This window comes from Aurantimonas marina, assembly GCF_017183135.1.
Taxonomy (GTDB): Bacteria; Pseudomonadota; Alphaproteobacteria; order Rhizobiales; family Rhizobiaceae; genus Aurantimonas; species Aurantimonas marina.
The window spans coordinates 84,026-108,208 of sequence record NZ_JADDXW010000012.1 but is presented as its reverse complement, the minus strand read 5'-3'; the positions used below and the strand labels follow the sequence as shown (position 1 = coordinate 108,208).

Annotated in this window: 23 protein-coding genes and 1 pseudogene; 9 read left to right on the top strand and 15 right to left on the bottom strand. The window is 64.8% G+C overall.

Translation table 11 applies throughout. The annotated features are described in order from the left end of the window. Positions 1–191: 191 nt before the first annotated feature. The 8 genes and pseudogenes from ING15_RS14220 to ING15_RS14185 all read right to left on the bottom strand — a co-directional run bounded on the left by ING15_RS14220 (position 192) and on the right by ING15_RS14185 (position 5,052). Positions 192–512, bottom strand: a complete 321-nt coding sequence (locus tag ING15_RS14220; protein WP_206455490.1) for a hypothetical protein — start codon at positions 510–512, stop codon at positions 192–194. A gap of 187 nt (positions 513–699) precedes the next feature. Beyond that, positions 700–1,073, bottom strand: a pseudogene (locus ING15_RS14215) (arginase family protein); the annotation flags it as partial. A 68-nt stretch (positions 1,074–1,141) separates the two neighbouring features. Continuing rightward, a complete protein-coding gene (locus ING15_RS14210) occupies positions 1,142–1,840 on the bottom strand; it encodes a DsbA family oxidoreductase (RefSeq protein WP_206455489.1) in 699 nt (232 codons plus the stop codon). Positions 1,841–2,042: 202 nt separating this feature from the next. Further along, entirely contained in the window at positions 2,043–2,258 is a 216-nt protein-coding gene (locus tag ING15_RS14205; RefSeq protein ID WP_206455488.1) for a YgaP family membrane protein, read from the bottom strand. A gap of 51 nt (positions 2,259–2,309) precedes the next feature. Then, positions 2,310–3,098, bottom strand: coding sequence for a sulfite exporter TauE/SafE family protein (locus tag ING15_RS14200; protein ID WP_206455487.1), 789 nt, complete (start codon positions 3,096–3,098; stop codon positions 2,310–2,312). A gap of 80 nt (positions 3,099–3,178) precedes the next feature. Then, the gene (locus ING15_RS14195; RefSeq protein WP_206455486.1) at positions 3,179–3,559 is read right to left on the bottom strand and encodes a rhodanese-like domain-containing protein; all 381 of its coding nucleotides are present in this window, start codon (positions 3,557–3,559) and stop codon (positions 3,179–3,181) included. Further along, positions 3,559–4,467 (bottom strand): MBL fold metallo-hydrolase, encoded by a 909-nt coding sequence (locus ING15_RS14190; protein WP_206455485.1) that lies wholly within the window; start codon positions 4,465–4,467, stop codon positions 3,559–3,561. Before ING15_RS14190 ends, ING15_RS14195 begins: the two co-directional genes overlap by 1 nt. A gap of 180 nt (positions 4,468–4,647) precedes the next feature. Continuing rightward, complete coding sequence (locus tag ING15_RS14185; protein WP_206455484.1) at positions 4,648–5,052, bottom strand: ArsR/SmtB family transcription factor; 405 nt, start codon at positions 5,050–5,052, stop codon at positions 4,648–4,650. A 104-nt stretch (positions 5,053–5,156) separates the two neighbouring features. Here ING15_RS14185 and ING15_RS14180 point away from each other — a divergent pair, with 104 nt between their 5' ends. From ING15_RS14180 to ING15_RS14170, 3 genes are read left to right on the top strand one after another with little or no spacing between them, the layout of a single operon-like run. Next, entirely contained in the window at positions 5,157–5,360 is a 204-nt protein-coding gene (locus ING15_RS14180) for a YgaP family membrane protein (RefSeq protein WP_206455483.1), read from the top strand. Positions 5,361–5,418: 58 nt separating this feature from the next. Further along, complete coding sequence (locus ING15_RS14175; RefSeq protein WP_206455482.1) at positions 5,419–6,432, top strand: efflux RND transporter periplasmic adaptor subunit; 1,014 nt, start codon at positions 5,419–5,421, stop codon at positions 6,430–6,432. Beyond that, complete coding sequence (locus ING15_RS14170; protein WP_206455481.1) at positions 6,429–9,674, top strand: efflux RND transporter permease subunit; 3,246 nt, start codon at positions 6,429–6,431, stop codon at positions 9,672–9,674. The genes ING15_RS14175 and ING15_RS14170 overlap by 4 nt, the downstream gene beginning before the upstream one ends. Before the next feature lie 133 nt (positions 9,675–9,807). Here ING15_RS14170 and ING15_RS14165 read toward each other — a convergent pair whose 3' ends face one another. The 7 genes from ING15_RS14165 to ING15_RS14135 all read right to left on the bottom strand — a co-directional run bounded on the left by ING15_RS14165 (position 9,808) and on the right by ING15_RS14135 (position 17,987). After that, positions 9,808–10,149, bottom strand: a complete 342-nt coding sequence (locus ING15_RS14165) for an ArsR/SmtB family transcription factor (RefSeq protein ID WP_206455480.1) — start codon at positions 10,147–10,149, stop codon at positions 9,808–9,810. Positions 10,150–10,317: 168 nt separating this feature from the next. Further along, positions 10,318–13,407, bottom strand: a complete 3,090-nt coding sequence (locus ING15_RS14160) for a molybdopterin dinucleotide binding domain-containing protein (RefSeq protein ID WP_206455479.1) — start codon at positions 13,405–13,407, stop codon at positions 10,318–10,320. Then, positions 13,400–14,566, bottom strand: coding sequence for an NrfD/PsrC family molybdoenzyme membrane anchor subunit (gene nrfD / locus ING15_RS14155; protein ID WP_206455478.1), 1,167 nt, complete (start codon positions 14,564–14,566; stop codon positions 13,400–13,402). Before nrfD ends, ING15_RS14160 begins: the two co-directional genes overlap by 8 nt. Beyond that, on the bottom strand, positions 14,547–15,326 hold the full coding sequence (gene dsrO, locus ING15_RS14150) for a sulfate reduction electron transfer complex DsrMKJOP subunit DsrO (RefSeq protein ID WP_206455477.1): 780 nt from the start codon (positions 15,324–15,326) through the stop codon (positions 14,547–14,549). The genes nrfD and dsrO overlap by 20 nt, the downstream gene beginning before the upstream one ends. Positions 15,327–15,713: 387 nt before the next feature. Next, a complete protein-coding gene (locus tag ING15_RS14145; RefSeq protein ID WP_206455476.1) occupies positions 15,714–16,793 on the bottom strand; it encodes a YncE family protein in 1,080 nt (359 codons plus the stop codon). 141 nt (positions 16,794–16,934) lie between these two features. Further along, positions 16,935–17,387, bottom strand: coding sequence for a hypothetical protein (locus ING15_RS14140; RefSeq protein ID WP_206455475.1), 453 nt, complete (start codon positions 17,385–17,387; stop codon positions 16,935–16,937). A 3-nt stretch (positions 17,388–17,390) separates the two neighbouring features. Continuing rightward, a complete protein-coding gene (locus tag ING15_RS14135; protein WP_206455474.1) occupies positions 17,391–17,987 on the bottom strand; it encodes a rhodanese-like domain-containing protein in 597 nt (198 codons plus the stop codon). Positions 17,988–18,242: 255 nt separating this feature from the next. On the opposite strand from ING15_RS14135, the gene ING15_RS14130 reads away from it, so the two are divergent. The 6 genes from ING15_RS14130 to ING15_RS14105 all read left to right on the top strand — a co-directional run bounded on the left by ING15_RS14130 (position 18,243) and on the right by ING15_RS14105 (position 24,176). Beyond that, positions 18,243–18,803 (top strand): YeeE/YedE thiosulfate transporter family protein, encoded by a 561-nt coding sequence (locus ING15_RS14130; RefSeq protein WP_206455473.1) that lies wholly within the window; start codon positions 18,243–18,245, stop codon positions 18,801–18,803. A gap of 1 nt (position 18,804) precedes the next feature. Then, positions 18,805–19,395 (top strand): DUF6691 family protein, encoded by a 591-nt coding sequence (locus ING15_RS14125; RefSeq protein ID WP_206455472.1) that lies wholly within the window; start codon positions 18,805–18,807, stop codon positions 19,393–19,395. Between the two features lie 459 nt (positions 19,396–19,854). After that, complete coding sequence (locus tag ING15_RS14120) at positions 19,855–20,751, top strand: dihydrodipicolinate synthase family protein (protein ID WP_206455471.1); 897 nt, start codon at positions 19,855–19,857, stop codon at positions 20,749–20,751. A 12-nt stretch (positions 20,752–20,763) separates the two neighbouring features. Then, a complete protein-coding gene (locus ING15_RS14115; protein ID WP_206455470.1) occupies positions 20,764–22,020 on the top strand; it encodes an NAD(P)/FAD-dependent oxidoreductase in 1,257 nt (418 codons plus the stop codon). A 25-nt stretch (positions 22,021–22,045) separates the two neighbouring features. Next, on the top strand, positions 22,046–23,047 hold the full coding sequence (locus ING15_RS14110; protein WP_206455469.1) for a 4-hydroxyproline epimerase: 1,002 nt from the start codon (positions 22,046–22,048) through the stop codon (positions 23,045–23,047). A 22-nt stretch (positions 23,048–23,069) separates the two neighbouring features. Next, on the top strand, positions 23,070–24,176 hold the full coding sequence (locus tag ING15_RS14105; protein ID WP_206455468.1) for a cis-3-hydroxy-L-proline dehydratase: 1,107 nt from the start codon (positions 23,070–23,072) through the stop codon (positions 24,174–24,176). Positions 24,177–24,183: the final 7 nt, after the last annotated feature.

Genomic DNA, 24,183 nt, shown 5'->3' with positions numbered 1-24,183 from the left:
TTGCCTGCCAGCACAATATGCTTTTTCGGCCGTCTCCGTCACCTCTTCAACCTGGCTGTGTCCCGCCTCGCGCAGCCCCTCCTCGATGATGGCGGCGGAGGGGGGGCGGCGACCACGAGAATGGAAAGGGCAGCGCTCATGTCACGGGATCGCGTGTGCGGAGGGCTGTGGCACGGCAATACCAGATCGCCTCAGCGTGTTGCGTCCAGCTTCGGAACCAGCGCGCGCGCTTCCTCGAACGACAGGCCGCGCACGGCCTTGCCGTCGAAATAGACGAAGGCGAGGGACTCGCGCCGTGGCACCATCGCCGCCGGCAGCGGATCATAGCGAAAGCTCTCGCCGCCGAGATGCGGCGCCAATGTGCCGATATCGACGACGTTTTCCTGCGCGACCCCGAGCAGGGACAGCGTAGCGCCGTCCTCGGCCACGGCAACGAGCCGGATGCCGGTCAGCCGCAGGAAACTGATCGGGACCTTGACGGCCGGAAAGGCGTCGGTGAACGCCTTTTCCACCAGATCGAAATCCGGCTCGTGGGTATGATCGTCAGCCGGATGCGCGGCGTCGGGCTCATGCGGCGTCTGCCACTGGGCCGTCGCCTCGGTGTGGTTGCGGCCACGGGCGCCCGTTGCGGGTCGAAAGGGTGGAAGTGGTAGTGATCGTGACGTGGCTGCGATGCATGGCCGGTTGTTCCTCTCGCGATCAATAGGTGACCGGCTTGTCGATGATGCCCTTGTGGTTGCCCATGTTGCCATGGGCGACCATCGAACCCAGCGCCTCGACGCAGACGCCCATTAGCGCAGTGATGTCGGATGTGTTATAGGGCGGCGAGACCTCGACGACCTCCGGCCCACAAATGCCGGGGCGCAGACGAGGCCGAGGATCTTGAGCGCCGCGCGCGGCAGGAAGCCACCCGGCTCGGGTCAGCCGGTGCCGGGCACGAAGCCGCAATCGAGAGAATCGACGTTGAAAGAGACATAGACCGCGCCTGCATCCTTCCAGGCGAGTTCGAGAGCGATTTCGGCGGTCTTCTCGAGGCCGTAGTTTTCGATGTCCTCGACGGTCAGGACATTGGTCCGATGTCCGATGCGATGACGCCTGCACGAATGGTCGCGGAACAGCCCGAACGACGCCGCGGCACGCCTCAGCACCAGCTGGCTTCGTCCGCCGCGGCATTGTGGAACAATTCATGAACATTCGCCTCGAGCAGTCGGTAACCGACATTGCCGAACAGCTTTTGCCGTCCCTCGTTGAGGAGGAAGGTGGGGCTACCCTCGGCGCCGTGTTTGCGGCTCATCTGGTCGTCGGCGGCAAGCCGCGCTAGCGCTTCGGAGGATCTGATCTTGCGATCGACATTGCTGTAGTCGATGCCGAGACGATCGGCGATTTCCTCCTGGACCCGCCAGTCGGAAATATCCTTCGCCGACACGAAGAAAGCGCGTCGCAGTTCCCAACTCGCGTGTGTGGAAAGCCGGTCGAGGTAAGGCAGTTGCTCGGCTTCGCCACCGCTCGCGTCGGCTTCGACCAGTTCGACAGCCTTGACGAACAGGTGAGCGCTCGCCGAGCTTCGCGGCCGGGTTTCGAGCCACAGGCGCTCGTGAACCTCGATATGGGGAAACTTTCGCGCCACCTCGTTGATGTGGCGATTGAAACCCTCGAATCCGCCACGATTCTTCCAGTTGGTCTCGATTTTTCCCCAGGCGTCGGGGAAGACAGGGCAGAAATGCGCGTCGATCGTTAGGTCGGAGCCGAATTTCTCCACCAGTGCCTCGAGGCGGCGCTGAGCGGCATAGGCCCAGATGCACAAGATATCGGAATAATATGATAGCTGGACCGGGGCCATGAGAGTGCCTCTTCTTGCAACGAAAACGAAAAACGGATTGCCAGCGGCGGCTGGCCCGATCGACGGGCCGAGTATTCGCGACCACAGGCGCGAAGGCGGAGACACCGCCAGAAGTCCCCCAGCCAAGATCGCCTGATCTCTTCCGGTCAAGCCGGTTCGCCGGCCGCAACCGCCTCGCGATCATGCCCCAGATATCAGGTGGTCAATCAGTCTTCCGACCACCGCGGGTGCTGGCGCCGAACAGGGCGTAGGCGGGGCAGAAGCGGACCAGCGCGGTGATGATCAGGATCGCCGCAACGGCGAAAGCCACCCACTGCCAAACAGATGCCAGCCCGTAGACGGCATAGAGTGCAAGGGCGACACCGACGACGATGCGCAGGATGCGATCGTTGGTGCCGATATTGGCGGATTTGAACATGGGATGATCTCCTTGTCCGGTTCAGGCTGCCGCAACGTGGCCGGGCGGTGCTTAGCCGAGCCAGGCGGTGGCGCTCTTGTAGAGCATATAGAGGGCAACGACGAAGATCAGTCCGGCGAAAGCCGTGTTCAGCGCGCCCTTCTTCTCCGCGAGCGCGCGTGCAGCGGTGGCGCCGACCAGACCGCCGGCGATCCCGCCACCGATGAAGACGAGGGCGAGCGTCCAGAGCACGTAACCGGAAAAGGCGTAGCTCAAAGCGGTCGTCAAGCCGAAGGAGGCGACGGCGACGAGGGAGGAGCCGACCGCGTTGAGGATCGGCATGCCGGTCGAGGCGATCAGCCCCGGCACGATCAGAAAGCCGCCACCGATGCCGAAGAAACCCGAGAACGCGCCGGTGGCGGCGCCGAAGCCGAGCACTTTCGGCGCGTTCTCGCGATTGCATTCGGCACAGGCATCGCCCGCACCGCCGCGGCGGCGGAACATCAAGACTCCGACGACGAGCATCAGGATGGCGAAAAGAAACAGCAGTTGCCGCCCGTCGATGGCCTTGCCAACGGCCGCCCCGCCGAGAGCGCCGAGGACGCCGGCGCCGCTGTAGAGCGCAGCGCAACGCCATTTCACATTGCCGTGGCGGGCGTGGCTCACCAGATTGGCACCGGCATTGACCGCGACCGCCAGGGCGCTCGTGCCGATCGCCATATGCGCGCCGGGCACGCCGACGAGATAAACCAGCAGCGGCACCGCCAGAATCGAACCGCCGCCGCCGAACAGGCCGAGGGTGAAGCCGACGAGCGAGCCCGAGAAGGCGCCGAGCAGATATTGGGTGAGGTCGAGGGCCATCGGACAAGCTTTCGGCGGCAGCGGAGCGCGGGCCACCTGGGCTCGCGCTTCCGGTTTCTTTTACAACGGTCGGACGGGAATCAGGACGTCTCGACCGGCAGGCCGCATTCGCGCCAGCCCTTAAGGCCGCCCTCGATGCTCCTGGCGGTGTAGCCCATGGCGGTGAGTGTCTTGGCGGCCATGGCGGCGCGGGCACCCGATGCGCACAGCACGTAGACCGGCTGGTTCTTGTCCAGCGCCTCGGTCAATCCGGCATGTGCGGTCTCCGCCGATGGATCGGCGCGCGCTTCCAGAAATCCGCGCGGGACATGCACCGACCCGGCGACCCGGCCGGTCTGCGCGAGTTCTCCGGCCTCGCGCACATCCAGAATGACGGCATCGGCGCCGTGCGCGTCACGCGGGGAGATCGAGCCTGCCGTCGCCATCGCGGCGGCGATGAAGTCTTTAATACCCATGGTCATCAATTGCTCCCTTGGAACCGGTTTGCGGGAATCTTGAAATAATGGTGCCCGTCGCCTTCGGCGGGCGGCAGCCGTCCGCCGCGCAAATTCACCTGCAGCGCGTGGAGCATCCGGTCGGGCAGTGGCAGGGTGCGGTCCCGCTTCTCGCGTGTCTCGACGAAGTCGCTCTCCGACGTTCCGTCCTTGACGTGGACGTTCTTGCGCTTGTGCTCGTCGACCGTTGCTTCCCAAGCCGGACCGTCGCGCTCGTCCGACCCGTAGTCATGGCCGACGAACAGGCGCGTGTCGCCGGGAAGTGCCAGGATCGTCTGGATCGAGTTCCAAAGCTCCTTCGCCGATCCGCCCGGAAAGTCGGCGCGCGATGAGCCCTTGTCGGGATACATCAGCGTGTCATGGACGAAGGCTGCGTCGCCGGCGACATAGGTGATCGAGCCGAGCGTATGGCCTGGCGACAGCATCACCCGGACGTCCAGTTCGCCGATCTTGAAACTCGCTCCGTCGTCCCAGAGGACATCGATGTCCCGCTCGGGATCGAAGCCGCCGGGCAAATTGTAGAGGCCTTCCCAGAGCGAGGCGATTTCCTTGACCTTCGCCCCGATCGCGGTAGGAGCGCCGAGTTTCTCCTTCAGATAGGCCGATGCCATCATGTGGTCGGCATGCGGATGGGTGTCGAGAATCCACTCGACGTCCAGGCCTTCCCTTTGCACATGGGCGAGAATCTCGTCGGCGGCGTCGGTCGATGTCTGCGCCTCGCTCGGGTCGAAGTTCAGCACGACATCGATCAACGCTGCTTTTCGCGTAGTCGGGTCGGCGCAGACATATTGAACGGAGCCGGTGTCTTCCTCGTAGAAGCCCCAGATGTCGGGACTTCCCTTGCCGCGGGATGGGCTATGTCGCGTGAGCGTCATTGAATACCTTTCCTTTCCAGATTCAGGGGGGGTGAAGCGTTCCGCGAAACTGTCAGCGCGGGCGGATTTCTTGCCCGGATACGTCCGACGTCCCCAGCCGCACTCCCGACGATAGGGGTTGGGCAGCCGAGCCGGCGTCCAGCGTGGCCGCTGGGAGGGGCGCCAACGTTCCGTGGGCCATCAGGACTTCGTCCGGGATCGGCGAGGAAGCGGCCGAGACCTAACGGCAGCCGCCATGGCTACCTTAGTCTCACCGCACGCGCGGCTGGACCGGCCAGGCTTGAGAGCCGGATCCGGGCAGAACGCCTTCTGCAACGCTTCGATGACCAGCAGGAGTTCGCTCCGAGCAATCTTATAGTAGACGGTCGTCCCGACGCGTCGCGCCTCGACCAGTCCATCGGCCCGCAGCCGCATGAGCTGCTGGGACATCGGCACCTGGTCGATCGCGAGCTCTTCGCGCAACTGACTCACGGGCTTCTCCCCGTCGGCCAGCGCGCAGAGCACGAGCAAGCGTTGCGGATGGGACAGGCTGCCCATCAGATCCGCCGCTTCTTCCGAGGCCTGAATCAAGTCATCTACTTTCATGATCTTGAATTTAAGGAATTTGAATGTTAGATGCAACCCCAGTGGGAAGCCCTCGGATTTCGGAGGGTGCGGGCGTGGCCCGGCTGTTGACAAAGGAGACGAAGATGACGCTCGATCGTGTGGTATTGTCCTTCGCGGGAATGATGGTCCTGCTGTCGGTGGCGCTCGGGGTGTATGTTTCTCCGTACTGGCATCTGTTGACGGTCTTCGTCGGCCTGAATCTGATTCAGTCCTCGTTCACCGGCTTCTGCCCCGCCGCCATCGCATTCAGAAAGCTCGGCGTGAAGCCGGGTTGCGCTTTTTCCTGAGGGTAGGCGGGCCGTTCGATCGGCCCGTCAGCCCGAACTTTTGATGCGGAGACCTTTCATGGAATCATTGCGGGCCGGAGGGTTCATGATCCTTGCCGCCGTAATGTCGTGGTCGGTCGCGGCCGCAGGCGCGGCGGAATTCGTCGTGCGCGTGCAGACGATCGAGGAAACGAAGGCCGTCTTCGGTCAGGTCGAGAGCCGCGACGTAGTGCCCGCCCGGGCCCGCATCGGCGGGACCCTGCGGCAGATCTCCATCGACGAAGGCGTGCAAGTGGAGAAGGGCGAGGAGATTGCGCTTGTCGTGGACGACAAGATCGCGCTTCAGCTTGATGCCGCCGACGCGCAGATCCGAGCGCTGCAATCGCAACTGGCCAATGCCAGGAGCGATTTGAGCCGTGCCCAGGAGTTGTTGAAGCGCGGGATCGCGCCACAGTCGCGCGTTGATCAGGCCAAATCCCAGGTGGATGTCCTGACCAACCAGATCACCGCCGCCGAGGCCGACCGTGCGGTCATCGAGCAGTCCTCGCGCGAAGGCAAGGTTCTTGCGCCCGCATCGGGTCGGATCCTGACGATTCCGGTGACGCCGGGCTCGGTCATCATGGCCGGCGAGACGGTCGCTCGCGTCGCCGGCGGGGGCTATTTCCTCCGGCTGTCACTGCCCGAACGCCACGCGGCGGCCATCGTCGAGGGTGACACGGTAAAGGTCGGTCAACGAATGGTGTCGCGATCCGCCAACGGCCATCCGCCGGAACTGCGCGAAGGCCGCCTGGTCCAAGTCTATCCGGAAATTACCGAGGGCAAGGTTCAGGCCGATGTCGAGGTGGAGGGGCTCGGCGATTACTTTGTCGGCGAACGGACTTTGGTCTGGATTCCCGTCGGTCGCCGGGATGCCATTACCATTCCGCCGGAAGCGGTGATCACCCGCCACGGCGTGGACTATGTCCGCCTGGCAGCCGAACCGGACCCGCTTGATGTGGCCGTTATCCTGGGCGACAGGGTCGTGCTCGACGGAAGCGAAAGAATCGAAGTCCTGAGCGGCCTGCGCGAGGGCGACCGGATCGTGCTGCCATGAATCTCGGCATCGCCGGTCGCCTGACCAAGAGCTTCATCAACTCGCCGCTGACGCCGCTCTTCCTGCTCGCGGCCTTTGCGCTCGGATTGGTCGCGCTGGTTTCCCTCCCGCGCGAGGAAGAGCCTCAAATCTCGGTGCCGATGGTCGATATCCGTGTGCGTGCGGACGGGCTCAAGGCGGAAGATGCAGTCAAGCTTGTCACCGAGCCGCTGGAAACCATCGTCAAGAGCATCAACGGCGTCGAGCACGTCTATTCCCAGACGCAGGACGACGGTGCCCTTGTCACCGCGCGGTTCAAGGTCGGCACCAGCGCGGATTCGGCGATCCTGCGGGTTCATGACAAGGTTTTCGCCAATCTCGACCGTATCCCGGTCGGCATCCCGGAACCGCTCATCGTCGGGCGTGGCATCGACGACGTCGCCATCGCCGTCGTTACCTTGACGCCGACAGCCGAGGCTGCCGAACGCTGGACGGCCAACGGCCTGACACGGCTTGCGCGCGAACTCCAGGTCGAACTGTCCAAGCTTCCCGATATCGGCCTGACCTACATCGTCGGACAGCAGCCCGAAGAGATCAGGATCGAGCCGGATCCCGAGCGGCTGTCGCTCTACGGAATCACGCTGCAGCAACTCACCGGCAAGATTCAGGGAGCCAACCGCTCCTTCCAGGCAGGATTGATCCGCGGAGGCGGTCAACAAGAGGTTCTTGTCGCCGGGCAGACGCTGCAGACGCTTCCGGAAATCGGCAATCTGCTGCTCACCGCCCGCGACGGCCGTCCGGTCTATGTGCGCGACGTCGCCGATGTGGTGCTCGCCACGGACCCGAACGAGACGCGGGTGACCGCGGTGCGCAGGAGCGGAGAGGATCTGGAGCGCGTGCCAGCGGTCTCCCTGGCGATCGCCAAACGGGCGGGAACCAACGCCGTGGTCATCGCGGAAGAAATCGTCCATCGCCTGGAACAGGTGCGCGGCCAGATATTCCCGGCGGATGTCGAGATGACGATCACGCGCAACTATGGCGAGACGGCCAACGAAAAAGCCAACGAACTGCTGTTTCATCTCGGTCTGGCGACTATTTCGATCGTCGTGCTGGTGGCCTTCGCGATCGGCTGGCGCGAGGCGATGGTCGTGGCCGTCGTGATCCCGACGACGATCCTGCTGACGCTCTTCGCCTCATGGCTGATGGGCTACACCCTCAACCGCGTCAGTCTTTTCGCGCTGATCTTCTCGATCGGCATCCTGGTCGACGATGCGATCGTGGTGATCGAGAACATCGCCCGCCATTGGGCCATGAAGGATGATCGCAGCCGTGCCCAGGCGGCGATCGAAGCCGTGGCCGAGGTTGGCAATCCGACCATCGTGGCGACATTGACGGTGGTGGCGGCGCTTCTGCCGATGCTCTTCGTCTCCGGGCTGATGGGCCCCTATATGAGCCCGATTCCCGCCAACGCTTCGGCGGCGATGCTGTTTTCCTTCTTCGTCGCGGTGATGCTGACGCCCTGGCTGATGCTCAAGCTCGGCGGCAAGGGCGGGCACGGCGATTCGAACGGCGGTCACGACGCGATCGGACGTCTCGGCCGCGCGTACATGGCGGTCGCGCGCCCGATCCTGAAGACGCGGGCGCGGTCCTGGCTGTTTCTCGTCATTGTGGGCGTGGCGACGCTGGCCTCGCTGACGCTGCTTTATACCAAGGACGTCACCGTCAAGCTTCTGCCCTTCGACAACAAGAGCGACCTCCAGGTCGTGGTCGATCTGCCGGAGGGCTCGACGCTCGAGGATACCGACCGCGCGCTGCAGGCCATGGTGGAGCGGATGTCCCCGATCCCCGAGGTCGTCTCCTTCCAGACCTATGCCGGGACGTCGGCGCCGTTCAACTTCAACGGCCTTGTCCGGCATTACTACCTGCGAGCGTCGGCGGAGATGGGAGACGTTCAAGTGAACCTTCTTCCCAAGGGCGAGCGCGACCGGACCAGCCACGACGTCGCCCTGGACATTCGCAGCCGCCTCGACGGGCTCGACCTGCCCGAAGGTACGAGCGTCAAGGTGGTGGAGCCGCCGCCCGGCCCGCCGGTACTCGCCACGCTGCTGGCCGAGATCTACGGCCCCGATGCGCGGACGCGCCGGGCCGTGGCGCAGAAGGTGCGCGAGATCTTTGCCTCGGTGCCGTTCATCGTTGACATTGATGATTCCTACGGTGTCCAGGCCACGCGCGCCCGCGCCAGTATCGATCAGGACAATCTCGAATATTACCGGGTCGAGCAGGGGGATATCTACGACACGCTTCGCGCGCTCTATTCCGGCAACACGGTGGGGTATTCGCATCGCGGCGAGGGACGTCAGCCGATCCCGATAACGATCGCGATGGCGAAAGGCGATCAGCGGCTCGACGAGCGCGCGCTCGCCACGCCCGTCCCCGCCAATGCCTTGCCGGGAGACCGGGGCATCGTGGAACTCGGCGACGTCGTCTCGATCACGCGGGAGCCGGCGTCGTTCCCGGTGTTCCGTCGGAACGGGCGGGCCGCGGAAATGGTCACGGCGGAACTCGCCGGCACGTTCGAAGCGCCGATTTACGGCATGCTGGCCGTGGCCGACGCGATCGAAAAGGCCGACTGGGGCAACCTGCCCAAGCCGGTCATCGCGTTCAACGGCCAGCCGGATGACGAGAGCCAACCGACCCTTCTGTGGGACGGTGAATGGGAGGTCACCTGGGTGACCTTCCGGGATATGGGCGCGGCGTTCATGGTGGCGATTCTCGCCATCTACATTCTCGTCGTCGCCCAGTTCAGCTCCTTCAAGCTGCCGCTGGTCATCCTGACGCCGATTCCGCTTACCTTCATCGGGATCATGTTCGGCCACTGGCTGTTCGCGGCGCCGTTCTCGGCGACGTCGATGATCGGCTTCATCGCGCTCGCCGGCATCATTGTGCGCAATTCCATTTTGCTGGTCGATTTCATTCGCCACACCCGCCACCCGGACCGCCCGCTCGCCGACGCGCTCTTGGAAGCCGGCGCGATCCGCTTCAAGCCGATCCTTTTGACCGCGCTCGCCGCCATGATCGGCGCGGGCGTGATCCTGACCGACCCGATTTTTCAGGGGCTGGCGATCTCGTTGCTGTTCGGGCTTGCGTCATCCACGGTGCTGACCGTTCTGGTCATCCCGGCGATCTACGTGGCGCTGAGGGGCGGGCGCTCCTCCAAGATCCCCGTGGAGGACACAGAGCCGAACGCCGCGACACCCGGCTGATTCATCATCGGCGAAGCGCAACTGCGATCCGGGCACTGCAACATCACGGCGATCAGTCCCACGCATACTTCGTGCGATGCTCCGAGGGCCGCGGGTTAGTGTAACGTCCGCTGAAACCTCGCGGAAGCGCGGGTCAACCCACGCTGGTGTCTCTGTCGGCCAACAGGCTGGCGAAGAGACTTTGGAGTGTGATGAGCAACTCCGTGATCTGCGGGTTCGCGAGGCTGTACCTGACGGTGGCGCCGTCCCGTCGACATGTGACCACTCCCGCCGCCCGCATCTTGGCCAGGTGCTGGGAAAGGGCGGATTGCGATAGTCCGACCGTTCGGGCAAGCGCGCTGACGTTCACCTCCCGCCGCTTGACCAACTCGCCGACGATCATAAGCCGCCGCTCGTTCGCGAGGATGCGAAGCAATTCCACGGCGGCTGTCGAGTTTCGTTGCGTGGCGGGATTTCCGGATGAATTAACGGTCATTTTTCAAGTCAAATTCCAGGGCTGCCATGTGCGGGCTCGATGAAATGTCGATCCGCAGTCGGTTTCGCCGTGAAGTTTCGATATGTTGCCGCGCCCGGCTCCGACCATTCGGACCCGGGCGCGATTACTGAAGGCGCATCGGCATCGGCTGCCGATAGCGAGCCTGTCTCAAGCCATCGCCCGGCTAACCCTCACCGGCAGGCCCTGGCGCACGCTGGCGCCGCTGATCGGCTCCAGCCATGTGCCGGCGACGCGGCGCGTCGGGTCGGCGAAGCCCAGATCGTTGAGGTTCACCCCGGCACCGATCCACTCGTTGCCCGGACGCTCCTGTCCATCGATGACATGGGTGCCGGCGCCCAATTCGCGGTGACCGAAGCTGTGCTCGATGCCGAGGCAACCGCGCATGACCCCATCGCCGACCAGCGCGAGACCGGTCAACGCGCCGCCAGGGCTTTCGATGCGGATGGTATCGCCGTGGCTGATCCCCCGTTGGGCTGCATCGTCGCGATGTATCAGGATGGGGTTGTACGGCTTGATCATCCGCAGCCGTTCCAGCCCGATGGCGTAAGAGTTCATCAGGTTCGACTTGTAGGAGAACGCCAGCAGTGGCCAGTCGTCCTCGTTATAGACCTCGCGCAGGGGGCTCCCGTCAGCCAGTTCGGCCTGCCGGAACTGGGGTACGCCCCGGTGCCGCTGGCCGGTCTGGCTGTCGATCGCGGTGCCGACATCTTCATTGTAGATGCACAACGTGCGTTTCCACGGATTGCCCAGGTTCTCGCCATCATGCGCGGCCTTGTAAGGCTGGAAGCGGCCGCCGCGGGAATAGAGATAGGTGACGGCGCCGCGTTCTTCCTCGGGAAGCACGGCGTCGATCTTGGGCAGCAGCAGGTCCAGCCCGCTCAGCGCCACATCCTCCTCGCTCGCGTCCGGCAGGCGATCGCCCTGATAGGCGATGTTGGCCCCCGCCCGTAGGAAGAAATCCTCGGCGGTTTCGAGCGGCAGCATGGTTCCGTCGGCCGCTGGGATCGCCTCGACGCCGAAACCGGCCAGCCCCAGCTGTTTCGCCGTGGCAATGAAGAATGTCTCCATGCTCACCGGTTGGCCGCCCTCCGTTTTCTGCTGGCGCGGCTCGACCACCGGCCAGCAGGCCGTGGTCATCTTGGTCAGGTTGCCCGACCATGCCCCGGTAAACCCCCAGACCTCGTACATCACCGAATCCGGCACGATGTAGTCGGCATACAGGTTGGTCTCGTTGATGAAGCCGTCCACTGCTACGTACAAACCGAGTTTCTTGGGGTCGGCGAGCTTCTCCTCGATCAGGGTGTGCAACCCGGCCTGACCGTAGATCGGGTTGGCCATGCACCCGATCAGCGCCTTGATGGGATAGGGATACCCGTCGAGCGCGGAGGACAGGTGCTCAGTCAGCGTCGGTGGCGCGAGCGACCGCCAGGGCGCCGTTGCTGGATAGGGGTTCTCGCCGGCCGCGGCCTTGCGCTTGTATTCGGACGATTTCTCGTAGGGAAAACCCGAGCGGGAGAGGAAGAGCCCCTTCGGCTTGCGCATGCCGGGGAAGGTCTTCAGATCATAGCGCGGACCCTTGCCCATGCCGTTAAAACTGCCGCCGCCCTGGGCGGAGCCGCCGGTGTGGTTTATCGACCCGGCCAGCAGATTCAGCATTTGCACGCCGAAGGTGGCGTAGAATCCGGTGCTCGACATCATGCCACCATGACTGTCCGAGACCGCACGGCGGCCCGCCGCCTTGAACCGCTGCGCGATGTCGACGATCCGCGCTTCGGGGATGCCGCACTCGGCGGCATAGTCGGCCAGCGAACGCTCCTGGGCGGATTCGAGCAACAGGGCGAGGCTGCTTTTCACCGCGACCGTCGCGCCATCGGGTAAATCGACCCGAGCCGACACGAAAAGATTCGCCTTGCCGGCCGCATCGGACGACACAAGGCCTTCGTCGGCCATGACCATCGCCGCGTCATCGTCGGCACCCGCTTCGACCTGTCTAAGGTCGGAGCGGCGCAGGAAATATCCCTGACGCGGATGCCCTTCCTCGACGATCACCAGATGGGTCGCATTGGTGTGCCCCACCTCACCGGCCGCCTTTGCCGCATCGCCCGAGGGAAGGGCCAGGAAATCGACGGCATAGCCGTCATTCTCCAGCAGCCAGCGGATCAGCGCCATCGCCAATGCGGTATCCGTGCCGGGGCGGATTGGAACCCAGTTCGATGACGCTCCGGCCGATTTGGTGACCGAGGCATTCAACGCCGGATCGACCACGACGTAGTCCAGATTGCCGCGCGCCCTGGCTTCGGCGATCAGCCGTCCCTGCCGCTTGAACGGGTTGCCCGCCTGGCTGGGTGCTGTGCCAATGAACAGGCCGAAAGCGGCATTGGCGAAGTCCGGCTTCGTGTGCGCGTACTTCTTCATGTCGTTCATGACCGCGCCCGATCCCATTCGGAACGCCAGCCCGCAATAGGATCCATGATGGCCGTAATTGCGGGTGCCGAACGCGTTGAACACGAACCGCTTGAGCAGAGCCGAACGGCCGTAATCCGTCGCCTCCATCACCAGAAGCTGGTTGGTTTTCGGCCCGTATTCGGGGTTGTCCGGGTCGATCAGCGTATCGTAGTCGTTGATCGCGCGCAGGCCCTCCACCGGACCTTCGCCGAACAGGTCGCCGCCCTCGCAGATCTCCTCGATCACCTGTTCGAAGGGGACTTGCGTCCACTGGCCGCTGCCGCGCGGCCCGGTGCGTTTCAGGCAGTGGGTCACGCGGTGCGGGCTGGTGATCTGGGCGATCATCGCATTGCCACGCGCGCAGGCCGTCGAGCGGCTTTCCTGTCCCTGGTCCTGCCAGGCGCTGACGCACCGCAACGCCTCCTTGACCGGGGACGACTGGTCCAGGTGCTGATCCGCCGAAAGTGGATTGTATGGGTTGCCGGCGACGCGCAGAACCTGGCCGGTCTTGTTGTCGATCCGGACACGAACGCCGCACTTTGTCGTGCAGCCGTAGCAAACGGTGAAGGCCATACGCTGGTCCGGGTTCGGGGTCAGATCTCCAGTATCGAGATCGACATGATATTCCGGTGCGGGCGCATTGCCGAAGATCGGATGCTTGGGCTTTTCGCCGGCGCTGCCGGTTAAACCGTGGGCCATTTTCGCCAGAGGTTCGGAATAACCCGCGGCAAAGGTGGCCGCGCCACCGACGGCAACGGCGCCCTGAAGCAGTCTGCGACGTGTCTTATCCATAGCTCGGGGCTCCTTCGGAGTGAGAAGGGGTGAGAGATTGGTGGTCCTTCAGCGTCCGGGAGCCACCAAGGGCCGCCCGCCAGGGGACGAACAGATTGACCAGCAGAACGACAGCCAACCAGAGCCCGAAGGTGCCAAGGATTCCCAGGAGGCCTTCCGAACCAGCCGATAAGTGGTAGTCACTGTATCCGGCGCTGTTTCGCGCCACGGTCTGCACATCCATCAACACGGTCCAGCGGAACATCCAGGCGACGTGCAGCGCGAGGAGGCCGACGATCCAGCGAAGGCCGCGCAGGGGCCGCAGCACCACCATCAGTCCTGCGCTCAGGAACAGCAGGATGCCCGCGCCCGCGCCCCAGAAGGCGATGGCTCGCCACTCGGCACTCTGGCGGACCGAATCGAGTGCGGCGGCGACCGACCCTTCGTTCGACATGAGCCCTTGGGCAAACCAGCCGGCAGCGGCAAGGCCCGCCAGAACGATCGCACCGAGGATGACGGCCAGCATCTGATTGCCTCCCGTCAAATAACGCAGGCCTGAAAAGCGATTGAGGACCAGCACCAGACCCGCCGCGCCGATCACTCCGGTCAGGAGGAACATCGCCGGCAGGTATTCTGTGTGCCAGAGCGGCCGGCCCTTGAGCACCGCGACCTCGGCGCCGGTATAAAGCATGACCGTCAGTGACATGACGATCGCCGCAACGCCGGTTAGCACCACCAGCCAGCGCGGGCTTTTCCAGTCGCCCAGCGGCGCGATGCGGGCGACGGTACCCTGCAGTCCGGGCGCGTTGGCCCAGGCTTTCATCGGCTCGCGCCAGACCAGCCAGGCTAAGACCACAACCAGTCCGACATAAACCGGCAGGAACAGGCTGCCCAGCGACATCCAGGACCACGGCGTCGGATAGGCATAGAAATGCCAGAAACGGAGCGGCTGGTGCAGGTCGGCCAGAAGCGAGACGGGCGCGATCACGGCGGTGGACATCGCCGCCAGCAGCGCCAGCCGCGCCGTCGGCTTCCACTTCTCGTGGTTGAAGATAAGGCCCGGTACGGCCAGCCACAGCGCCCCGTAGGAAAGCGCGATCAGGAAGAAATACTGTACGGCCCAAGGATACCAGGCGATGCCATAGCGCGGGGCGATCAGCTCAATGCTCAGCGAATTCATAACCCAACTCCTGCCCGTTCTCGCCGCGCACATCCCAAAGGCCCGGAACGGCCTGGGGGCGGGTGATGAACCGCTCGTCCATGCCGAGATAGAAGACATGCGGCCGCGTGTTCTTCTCCGGTTGAAGCACCATCAGCTCGTCTCGATGTGCCTCGATCATCCTGGAAATCTGGCTGTCCGGATTGTTCAGGTCGCCGATGATCCGCGCGCCCCCCACGCAGGATTCGACGCAGGCCGGTAGCAATCCCGCCTCCAGTCGATGAGCGCAGAAGGTGCACTTGTCGGCGGTCTGGGTCCGCTCGTTGATGAACCGTGCGTCGTATGGACAAGCCTGGACACAGTAGGCGCAACCCACGCAGCGGTCGCTGTCGACCACGACGATGCCGTCCTCACGCTGATAGGTAGCCTGCACCGGACAGACCGGCACGCAGGGCGGGTTATCGCAATGATTGCACAGACGCGGCAGCATGAACTGCGCAAGCTCGCCCGTCTCCACGCTTTCGACCTCATATTGCGAGACGATCGTTCGGAACTTGCCCAAAGGAGCTTCGTTCTCGATGTGGCACGACACGGTGCAGGCCTGACAGCCGATGCAGCGGCGCAGGTCGATGAGCATGGCGTAGCGCTTGGCGGGGTCGCCGCCGCGCCGCGGTGGCTGTCCGTTGATCGCGGCGTCTGCCACGCTGGCAAACGGCACGAATGCCGCGCCGGCGCTGATACGCGCGATCTGTCCTAGAAAAAGTCGGCGGGCGCTGTCCATGATGCCTCCGGTCTGAATGTCGGTCCGCCGACGATCTTCGGCGACTTCCGTCAGATCGGTGGTGCTCCCGTGCTGCGCCGCACGCTTTGACCTGGATCAAGCGAAATGCGCTCTCTTGCGAGAAGGGTGTTTCGCTCCGGTCGCGTCACGTCAGCGGTATCGAAAGCCATTATATTCCGTTAAAAACTTGAGGATAACGCCTCATGGCCGGCGTGAAGTCTCATGCGGCAAGATACAAGGTCGAATTGTGCGGCGCAGAGATCGGCACCCCGCAGGCCGATCCGACCTGGACAACGTGTCTATGCCTATCGACGTGGCGTGCCACAGGCGGAGGGCGGCCGCCCTCCGCCCTCCTCGTTTCGCTTGGCGTCGACGCCGGCCCTCCGGTCAGCTCGAAGGGACGATCACCATCTGGTGGGCCGTGCCCTCGACCTTCACCTCGCTGATCGTGCTCAGGTCGTTGACGTCCAGCACCCAGAACTTGGGTTCCTCGGCGCTGCTGACGTAGATCTTGCCTGTTCCCGGGATCGTTCTCAGGTGATAGGGCGCCGGCGCCAGCTCCGCGAAGCTTACCTCGCCGCTCACCAGGTCGACCCGGCCGATCCGGCCGGTCTCCCGCACCGCCGCGAAGAGCGTCTTGCCGTCCTCGGACAAATCGAGGCCGTGCAGCATTCCGCCCATCTCGAAGTTGCGGCGGACCGTCATCGTCTCCGGGTCGATCTCGCTGACCGTGCCGTCGCCGTCATTGGTGACATACAGGGCGCTTTCGTCCGCGGCCATCACCAGATGCCCAGGATTCGCGCCAGTGACGACCTTCGGCCCCACTGTCCAGCCATCGACGGTGATGCGGCTGACGATGCCGGCGCCGGCACTGCCGACGAACAGCGCCTTTCCATCTTGACTGAAGATGGCGTAGTTCGGCGTCGCCGCGGTCTTTATCGTGGTGATCAGTTCGAAGTCCTCGAGCCCGATCACCGAGACCGCATCGGCGTTGATCAGCGTCACCACGGCGAAGCGCCCATCCGGGCTGACCGTGACGTGATGCACGGCGCCCGGCACATCGACCTTGCGTAGGATCTCCCCGCTTTCGCGGTCGATGATCGAAACCGTGCTGACGAGCTCTTCGGACGATTTCTCGGAGGTCTTCTCCGACATCCCGTGGTGCGCTTCGTGGTCCTCCTCGGACACGCCGGCAGGTTTGTCGGGCGCCTCTCCCGCCGGGCGGGCGGAGAGGCTTCCGGCGATCAGCAGACGCCCGTCCGGGGTTCCACCCAGCCCATGCACCGCCTCGGTTCCGGCAATGCGTCCGACCTCGGCGTCCCTCGCCGCGTCGATGGCCAGAATCTGATTTTCCTCGCCGAGCGGTATGTAGACCAGCGGCTCCGCATGGGCGGAACCGAGGCCGAAGAGCATCATCGCCACAGCGATCGGTGCCGCCGAGTGGAGGAAGTATCTGTGGGTTCTCATCATTGTCTCCAATTCTTTTCGGGATTCAGCGTTTGCGACAGGAACGGCCGACGCGGCGCAGACCCTGGCGCTGCCTGGGTGGCTGCATCGCAAGGCGGCTTCGCGGCAGGGAGGCGCGATCGACGCCGACCGTTCGTAAAATCAGCTGATCGGGGGGTTATGAGGTGGGCTTACCGTCCGTTCCCGGAGCGGGTCGCAGACCGTTGCGATCACCCGGTTCGATTCTTGCGCTCGCAGTCGCGGGCGCTCCGGGGCGACGAAGAAATGCACACAAGGCGCGTGCTGAGGGCACGCAGCGGTCGCGAGAAGGACTTGCCAGGCATCGGCCTGACCATCTGTGGCGGCAGCGTTGAGGAAACAGCCGCCGGTCTCATCCTTGGCCAGTGCGCTCATCTCGACCGTCGACCAGCCGCATCCGGTCATTGTCATTGTCATGGCCATCGGCCCGGCCGCGGTTCCGTGGCCGAGGCCGGAGAGCACGAGGGCAAGGACGACGAGAACGCCGACAAGCAGCCTGAACGCCGACCGGTGCGCGCGCTCCATCAGATCCGGTCGCCGCAGGCGCCGGCCCGGTCGTGCTGTGACCGTCCGCATGGTTCACCTTTCCCCCGCCGGCTGCCAGGCCATTCCGGCATCGAGCTTGTAGGACCAGGGAAGCCCGGCGTTCTGCCACCCGTTCACGTCGCGCCGGCCGTTCTTTTTGTTGGTATCACCCTCGAAGCCCTCGACGATGCTCCAGACATTGCTGTAGCCGGACTTGGCCAGTGCCGCGGCCGCCGCCGCCGATCGCCCGCCGGAGCGGCACATCACGAATACCGGATCGTCCTTGTCGCGTCCCTCGCGCGCCATCACCGCGTCGACGCCGGCAATAAAGTTCGGATTGCGCGCCATCGCATAGCCGCCGCGCTTGGGGTCGAAATCGTGCGTGGCGAAGGCGAGCGGGACATTGGCGTCCGTCCCCTCGGCATTGCCGACGAAGTTGATTTCAAGCGGGTCGCGGACGTCGATGAAGACGACGTCTGGCTCCTCGGTCAGGGCCGCGTGCGCGTCCTCTGGCGTGAGATAAAGCCCGAGCGGCGTCGTCTTGCCCTTCGGCAGGTCGCGCGCATCGACACTGCTGGCGATCTCGCCCGCAAAGGCGGGGAAGGCGGCGAAAATCGCCACGGCAGCGACGGTTGCCAGCCCGAATTTCATAACGCTGACCTCCTTTCGATGGAGAGTGCGGCGCGCCAAGCGTGCCGCGAGATATGTCCAAAAATTGGCGTGCCATGGATGCAAATCTGCTCCCGTTCGGATTGTTCGCGCCGGTCGCGAGCTACGCCACTGTCACGGCGGACGCTAGGCGCGGCGACCTTCGCGGGATTTGACTTGGATCAAGTCGAGGGGGCGTCCAGCGCACTATATTCGCATATCCGTGTATTATAATATTAAAATATAGGAGGGTTCCTGATGGCCCTGTCATGGAAAACGGGAGGCGTGCTGCTGGGCGTCGTATTCTTCCTGGCCGTGGCGCTGGTGAAGCCCATTGGCGTTTCCACCCAGTTCGTGATTCTCGACGGCATCCTGTGGAATGCCGTCGATACCTCGATCGTGGTGGAGGATGCGGCCAGCAAGACCGGCTTCGCCTCGCCCAACGCCTATCTCGACAAGAGCGGCGGGAAATACGCTGCGGCGGTGGCCGATCCCGTGAATTACGGCTTCATCTTCGTCCTCGCCATCCTGATCGGTGCCGCTGTCTCGGGCTGGTTGCGCGGCAGCTTCCGCGCGGCGCACCGCTTCATGCCCGAGGTCTGGCTGGCCAATTTCGGGTACAGTCCGGTGCTTCGCTTCACCGCCGCTTTCGTTGGCGGCTTCCTGGTGCTCTACGGCGCCCGGCTGGCCGGCGGCTGTACGTCGGGCCACATGATGAGCGGCATCATGCAGTCCGCCGTCTCCGGTTACATCTTCGCGGCTGGCGCCTTCCTTGCGGCGATCCCGACCGCCATGCTCCTTTATCCACGGGAGGTCTGACATGACCATTGTTCTCGCACTTTTGATCGGCGCCGCGTTCGGCTTCGCGCTCGACCGGGTCGGCGCGACCAGCCCAAACCTGATCATCGGCATGCTGAGCTTGCGCGTCCTGCACCTGATGAAAACCATCCTGCTGGCGATCGGCACCGCTTCGGTGCTCATGTTCGCCGGGCAGATGGCGGGCCTCGTCGAGGTCGGGCACATGTCCGTCAAGGCCGCCTATGGCGGGGTCTTCCTCGGCGGTATCCTGCTCGGCCTCGGCTGGGCGGTGTCGGGTTTCTGCCCCGGTACCGGTCTGGCTTCCGCAGCGACCGGACGCTGGGACGCGCTGGTCTTCGCCGGCGGCGGGCTGGTCGGGGCGGCGGCCTTCATGCTGACCTATCCCTGGTTCGAAGGCACCTTCCTGATGGCGGAGATCGCCGGCGGGAAGGCCACCGTCGGAGCCGTACCCGGCACCGACTATCCAGCGCTCATCCCGGGCTTGCCGGGCGATGTGATCGGCGTCGCGCTGGGACTGGTCTTCATCGCCGTTGCCTTCGCGCTGCCGGACCGGCTGTCGGGCAGCCGAGCCCGCGCGGTTCCGGCGGAGTAGGTGCCGATTCCCTGATGCGGTGAGGGGCCCGCATTCTTCCCGGGCCCCGACCCCGAGATTCTCGCGTGGAGCCGATGAGGAAGGGTGCGGCGGCGATCGTCTTGATCGCCCCGCACCCTCGAATTCTGGTTGTCGTCCGGCGGCCTCGCCGGAATCGCGCCAGGTCGGCGGTTTTTCTTCCAAGCGAAACGGTGCGTCGAGCCGCCGAGGCCCCCGCCGGGTCACACACTGCCCCGGCGACGACGGCCGGGAGTGTGCGCAGCCCGTTGACGTTGAGGATCGTGCGATCCTCCGGTTTCGCTGAAATTGATCTTGGCACGGCTGTGTCGGCGTCCTACGCATTCTTCGGAGGACCATCGAAGAATGCAATCAGAACGATCAGGACGCTTGTATCCGACTGGGGCCGTGTCGCCCCGCTGACCCCGCCCATCCGAAACCTGGAGAAACCGGAGAACGAGAATGTGGTGTGGAGTCATGCCCGCCGTAACGACGAAGTTCGGCGAGGACGGAAAGCTGGACCGCGCCGAAAACGAGCGCTGCTTCGGCCTTCTGATGGATGCCGGATGCGATGGCCTGATCGTTTGCGGCTCGCTCGGCGAAGGGCCGATGCTGACGCTGGCGGAGAAGCTCGAACTTCTGCGGATCGCCAAATCGGCCGCGAACGGCAAGCCGGTGCTGATGACGGTCGCCGCCGCTTCCACAGCCGAATCCTGCGATATCGCCAGGGCCGCCGCCAAGGCCGACGCCGACGGGTTGATGATCGTCCCGAGCCTTGTCTATTTCACCGATCGCCGGGAGACGCTGGACACGTTGCGGGCGGTGGTCGAGGCGGGAGATCTTCCGGCGATGATCTACTCCAATCGGGTCGCCTACAAGGTCGACGTGACGCCGGATATGATGGAAGACCTCGCGCCCGACGCGCGCTTCGTCGCGATCAAGGAATCCTGCGACGATATCCGCCGCACGACCGAAATCATCAACCGCCTCGGCGATCGTTACGACATATTCACCGGTGTCGACAATCTGGCCTTCGAGGCGTTGGCGGTTGGAGCGGTCGGCTGGGTGGCGGGTCTCGTGGTTGCGTTTCCTCGCGAAACCGTCGCGATCTATCGCCTGATGAAGGTCGGTCGCGCCAAAGAGGCGCTCAGCATCTATCGCTGGTTCCGACCGCTGCTCGATCTCGACGTGTCGCGCACCCTCGTTCAGAACATCAAACTCGCGGAAATTCACGCCATCCAGTCGAACGACCGGGTCCGCGCGCCTCGTCAGCCGCTCCAAGGCGCCGAGCGTCAGCGGGTGGAGAAGGTGATCGCCGACGCCCTCGCGACCCGCCCGCAACTTCCATCTTTCGCCTGAGGTCGGTCTCGGATGAACCCGTCGCCAGATCACAGGGTCGACGTCGCCATTGTCGGTTCTGGCATTGTCGGAATTTCCATCGCCCATGCGCTCGTGCGGGACGGCCTGACGGTGACAGTCGTCGATCGGGAAGGCGTCGCCTGCGGCGCGAGCCGCGGCAATGCCGGCGCATTGGCCTATTCGGACGTGCTGCCGCTGGCCTCGCCCGGGATCATGCGAAAGGCCCCCCGCTGGCTCCTTGACCCGGCCGGCCCGCTGACGATCCGACCGGCTTACCTGTTGCCGATCGCCCCCTGGCTTCTCCGGTTCTGGCGGGCGAGTTTTCCCGCCGCTGCCGCACGCTCGATGGCGGCGCAGGTCGCGCTCATGAAACTTGCGCGGAGCGAGATGCAGCGTCAGGTCGCGGAGACGTCGCTGTCGCATATGCTGGTCAGCGACGGAGCACTCGAACTCTACGAGAGCGAGGCCGAACGGGAGGCCGCGCGCCCGGGCTGGGATGCGCGCGGCCGGGAAGGCATCCGGTTCGAGCATGTCGGCAGAGACATGATCGACAAATTGCAGCCGGGGCTGGACCGCCGCTTCTCGCATGGGACTTTCCTGCCCGAGTGGCGGTCGGTCACCGACCCCTATGACTTTGCCGTGGCGCTCGCCGACAGGTTGCGGGAACGCGGCGTTTCGTTTCGCACCCGCGAGGTCGCGGCGATCGAGCCGGGCGAGGATGGCGTCGTCCTTCGCTGTGCCGGCGGGCAGGCGATCCGCGCGAGACAGGCCGTGATCGCGGCTGGGGCGTGGTCGAAAAGCCTCGCCGCGTCGGTCGGCGACAAGATCCCCCTCGATACCGAGCGGGGCTACAACACGACGCTGCCGTCGGGCGCGTTCGACCTCCGGCGCCATCTGACCTTCGGCGGTCACGGCTTCGTGGTGACCCGGCTCTCCTCCGGCATCCGGGTCGGCGGAGCAGTGGAGTTCGGCGGCCTGCGCCTGCCGCCGAACATGCGCCGGGCCGACGTCATGCTGGCCAAAGCCAAGGCCTTCCTGCCGGCGCTCGACACGACGGGAGGCAAGAAATGGATGGGCTACCGGCCATCGCTTCCCGATTCCCTGCCGGTGATCGGGCGTTCGCCGCGAGCCCCCGCCGTCCTCTACGCGTTCGGGCACGGCCATCTCGGCCTGACGCAATCGGCGGCGACGGGCCGCCTCATATCCGATCTCGTCGCCGGCCGCCCGACCGCGATCGACGTCGCACCGTTCAGGCCCGACCGCTTCTAGGCTGCACATCTTGGAGGAAGTTTCGATGGCACGTCACGCATTCTTCTGCATAGACGGTCATACCTGCGGCAACCCGGTTCGGCTTGTCGCCGGTGGCGGGCCGGCGCTGGTGGGGAGCACCATGATCGAGAAGCGCGCCCACTTCCTGCGCGACTACGACTGGATCCGCACCGGCCTGATGTTCGAGCCGCGCGGCCACGACATGATGTCCGGTTCGATCCTCTATCCCCCGACGCGGCCGGACTGCGATACGGCGATCCTCTTCATCGAGACCTCGGGCTGCCTTCCAATGTGTGGCCACGGCACGATCGGCACGGTGACGATGGCGCTCGAACACGGCCTGATCTGTCCACGGGAGCCGGGCGTGGTCCGGCTCGACACGCCGGCCGGGCTCGTCGTCGCGACCTATACCGAGGCGGACGGTTACGTCGCCGAGGTTCGATTGACGAACGTTCCGGCCTTCCTGTTCCGCGAGGGGCTGAAGGTGGAAAGCCCGCATCTCGGCCGGCTCACGGTCGACGTCGCCTATGGCGGCAATTTTTACGCGATCGTGGACCGCCAGGAGAATTTCGACGACATGGCGGCGTTTTCGGCCGGGCAGCTGGTGGAGATGTCCGGCGCGCTCCGCCAGGCCCTGAATGACGCCGATGAGTTCGTTCATCCGGAAAAGCCGGAGATCAAGGGTCTCAGTCATATCTTGTGGACCGGCAAGCCGACCCGGCCGGAGGCGACGGCCCGCAATGCCGTCTTCTACGGCGACAAGGCGATCGACCGCAGCCCCTGCGGTACCGGCACCTCGGCCCGCATCGCGCAATGGGTGGCAAAGGGCCGGCTGAAGCCGGGCGACGACTTCGTCCATGAAAGCATCATCGGCTCGCTGTTTCGCGGCCGCGTCGAGGAGAACGCCCAGGTCGGCGACCTGCCGGGGATCATCCCGTCGGTGGCCGGCTGGGCGAGGATGACCGGTCTCAACACCATCTTCATCGACGACCGCGATCCCTTCGCGACGGGATTCCAGGTCGTCTGAGTCAGAAAATGAGAGGTTCCGCATGAAGATCACCGGCATCAAGGCGTGGCAGGTCGACCTTCCGTTGAAGGAGGGACGCTACACCTGGTCGAGCGGCCATTTCGTTGAAATCTTCGACAGCACCGTCGTCGCCGTCGAGACGGATGCGGGCATCACCGGCTACGCCGAGTGCTGCCCGCTCGGCTCAGCCTACCTTCCCGCGTTCGCGGCCGGCGTGCGGGCGGGGCTGGCGGAGCTCGCGCCGCAATTGCTGGGCCTCGATCCGACCGACCTCGATGTCGTGAACGCCCATATGGACAGGGTTCTCAGCGGCCATCCCTATATCAAGGCACCGCTCGACATCGCCTGCTGGGATATCCTCGGCAAGGCGGCCGGTCTGCCGGTGTGGAAGCTGCTCGGCGGCAAGGCGCAGGAGCGCGTCGCGCTGTACCGCGCCATCAGTCAGCGGGGCTCGGCGGAGATGGCGGCGAATATCGAGGGCTACCGGGCGGAAGGCTATCGCAAGTTCCAGCTCAAGGTCGGTGGCGACGCCGACGCGGACATTGCCCGCATTCGCGCGACCCGTTCGGTCCTTCAGGACGGGGAGGTTCTGGTCGCCGACGCCAACACCGGCTGGACCCGGGCCGAGGCGGCGCGCGTGGTGCTGGCGGTCCGAGACCTCGACGTCGTAATCGAACAGCCTTGCCCGACCTACGACGAGTGCCTGTCGGTGCGCCGGCGCACCCCGCTGCCCTTCGTGCTCGACGAAGTCATCGATTGCGTCGCGACGCTGCAGCGCGCGCTGGCCGACGACGCCATGGATATCGTCAATTTGAAGATCTCCAAGGTCGGCGGCCTGACCAAGGCACGGCTGATGCGCGACCTTTGCGTTGCCAGCGGAACGCCAATGACGATCGAGGACACCTGGGGCGGCGACATCGTCACCGCCACCATCGCCCATCTGGCGCAGTCAACGCCCGCCGAATTCACCTTCTCGGCGACCGACTTCAACTCCTACGGAACCGTCTCGATCGCCGAGGGAGCGCCGGTACGGGAGAACGGGACCATGGGCGCGTCGGACCAGCCGGGGCTTGGCGTGGCCCCACGCTGGGAGGCGCTGGGCGAGCCCTGTCTTGACGTCGATCGCTAGACGCAAG

Coding starts and splice junctions, on each gene's coding strand:
- ING15_RS14210 (WP_206455489.1), bottom strand. CDS start 1,840: ATGGCCCCGGTCCAGCTATCATATTATTCCGATATCTTGTGCATCTGG.
- ING15_RS14205 (WP_206455488.1), bottom strand. CDS start 2,258: ATGTTCAAATCCGCCAATATCGGCACCAACGATCGCATCCTGCGCATC.
- ING15_RS14200 (WP_206455487.1), bottom strand. CDS start 3,098: ATGGCCCTCGACCTCACCCAATATCTGCTCGGCGCCTTCTCGGGCTCG.
- ING15_RS14195 (WP_206455486.1), bottom strand. CDS start 3,559: ATGACCATGGGTATTAAAGACTTCATCGCCGCCGCGATGGCGACGGCA.
- ING15_RS14190 (WP_206455485.1), bottom strand. CDS start 4,467: ATGACGCTCACGCGACATAGCCCATCCCGCGGCAAGGGAAGTCCCGAC.
- ING15_RS14185 (WP_206455484.1), bottom strand. CDS start 5,052: ATGAAAGTAGATGACTTGATTCAGGCCTCGGAAGAAGCGGCGGATCTG.
- ING15_RS14180 (WP_206455483.1), top strand. CDS start 5,157: ATGACGCTCGATCGTGTGGTATTGTCCTTCGCGGGAATGATGGTCCTG.
- ING15_RS14175 (WP_206455482.1), top strand. CDS start 5,419: ATGGAATCATTGCGGGCCGGAGGGTTCATGATCCTTGCCGCCGTAATG.
- ING15_RS14170 (WP_206455481.1), top strand. CDS start 6,429: ATGAATCTCGGCATCGCCGGTCGCCTGACCAAGAGCTTCATCAACTCG.
- ING15_RS14165 (WP_206455480.1), bottom strand. CDS start 10,149: ATGACCGTTAATTCATCCGGAAATCCCGCCACGCAACGAAACTCGACA.
- ING15_RS14160 (WP_206455479.1), bottom strand. CDS start 13,407: ATGGATAAGACACGTCGCAGACTGCTTCAGGGCGCCGTTGCCGTCGGT.
- nrfD (WP_206455478.1), bottom strand. CDS start 14,566: ATGAATTCGCTGAGCATTGAGCTGATCGCCCCGCGCTATGGCATCGCC.
- dsrO (WP_206455477.1), bottom strand. CDS start 15,326: ATGGACAGCGCCCGCCGACTTTTTCTAGGACAGATCGCGCGTATCAGC.
- ING15_RS14145 (WP_206455476.1), bottom strand. CDS start 16,793: ATGAGAACCCACAGATACTTCCTCCACTCGGCGGCACCGATCGCTGTG.
- ING15_RS14140 (WP_206455475.1), bottom strand. CDS start 17,387: ATGCGGACGGTCACAGCACGACCGGGCCGGCGCCTGCGGCGACCGGAT.
- ING15_RS14135 (WP_206455474.1), bottom strand. CDS start 17,987: ATGAAATTCGGGCTGGCAACCGTCGCTGCCGTGGCGATTTTCGCCGCC.
- ING15_RS14130 (WP_206455473.1), top strand. CDS start 18,243: ATGGCCCTGTCATGGAAAACGGGAGGCGTGCTGCTGGGCGTCGTATTC.
- ING15_RS14125 (WP_206455472.1), top strand. CDS start 18,805: ATGACCATTGTTCTCGCACTTTTGATCGGCGCCGCGTTCGGCTTCGCG.
- ING15_RS14120 (WP_206455471.1), top strand. CDS start 19,855: ATGTGGTGTGGAGTCATGCCCGCCGTAACGACGAAGTTCGGCGAGGAC.
- ING15_RS14115 (WP_206455470.1), top strand. CDS start 20,764: ATGAACCCGTCGCCAGATCACAGGGTCGACGTCGCCATTGTCGGTTCT.
- ING15_RS14110 (WP_206455469.1), top strand. CDS start 22,046: ATGGCACGTCACGCATTCTTCTGCATAGACGGTCATACCTGCGGCAAC.
- ING15_RS14105 (WP_206455468.1), top strand. CDS start 23,070: ATGAAGATCACCGGCATCAAGGCGTGGCAGGTCGACCTTCCGTTGAAG.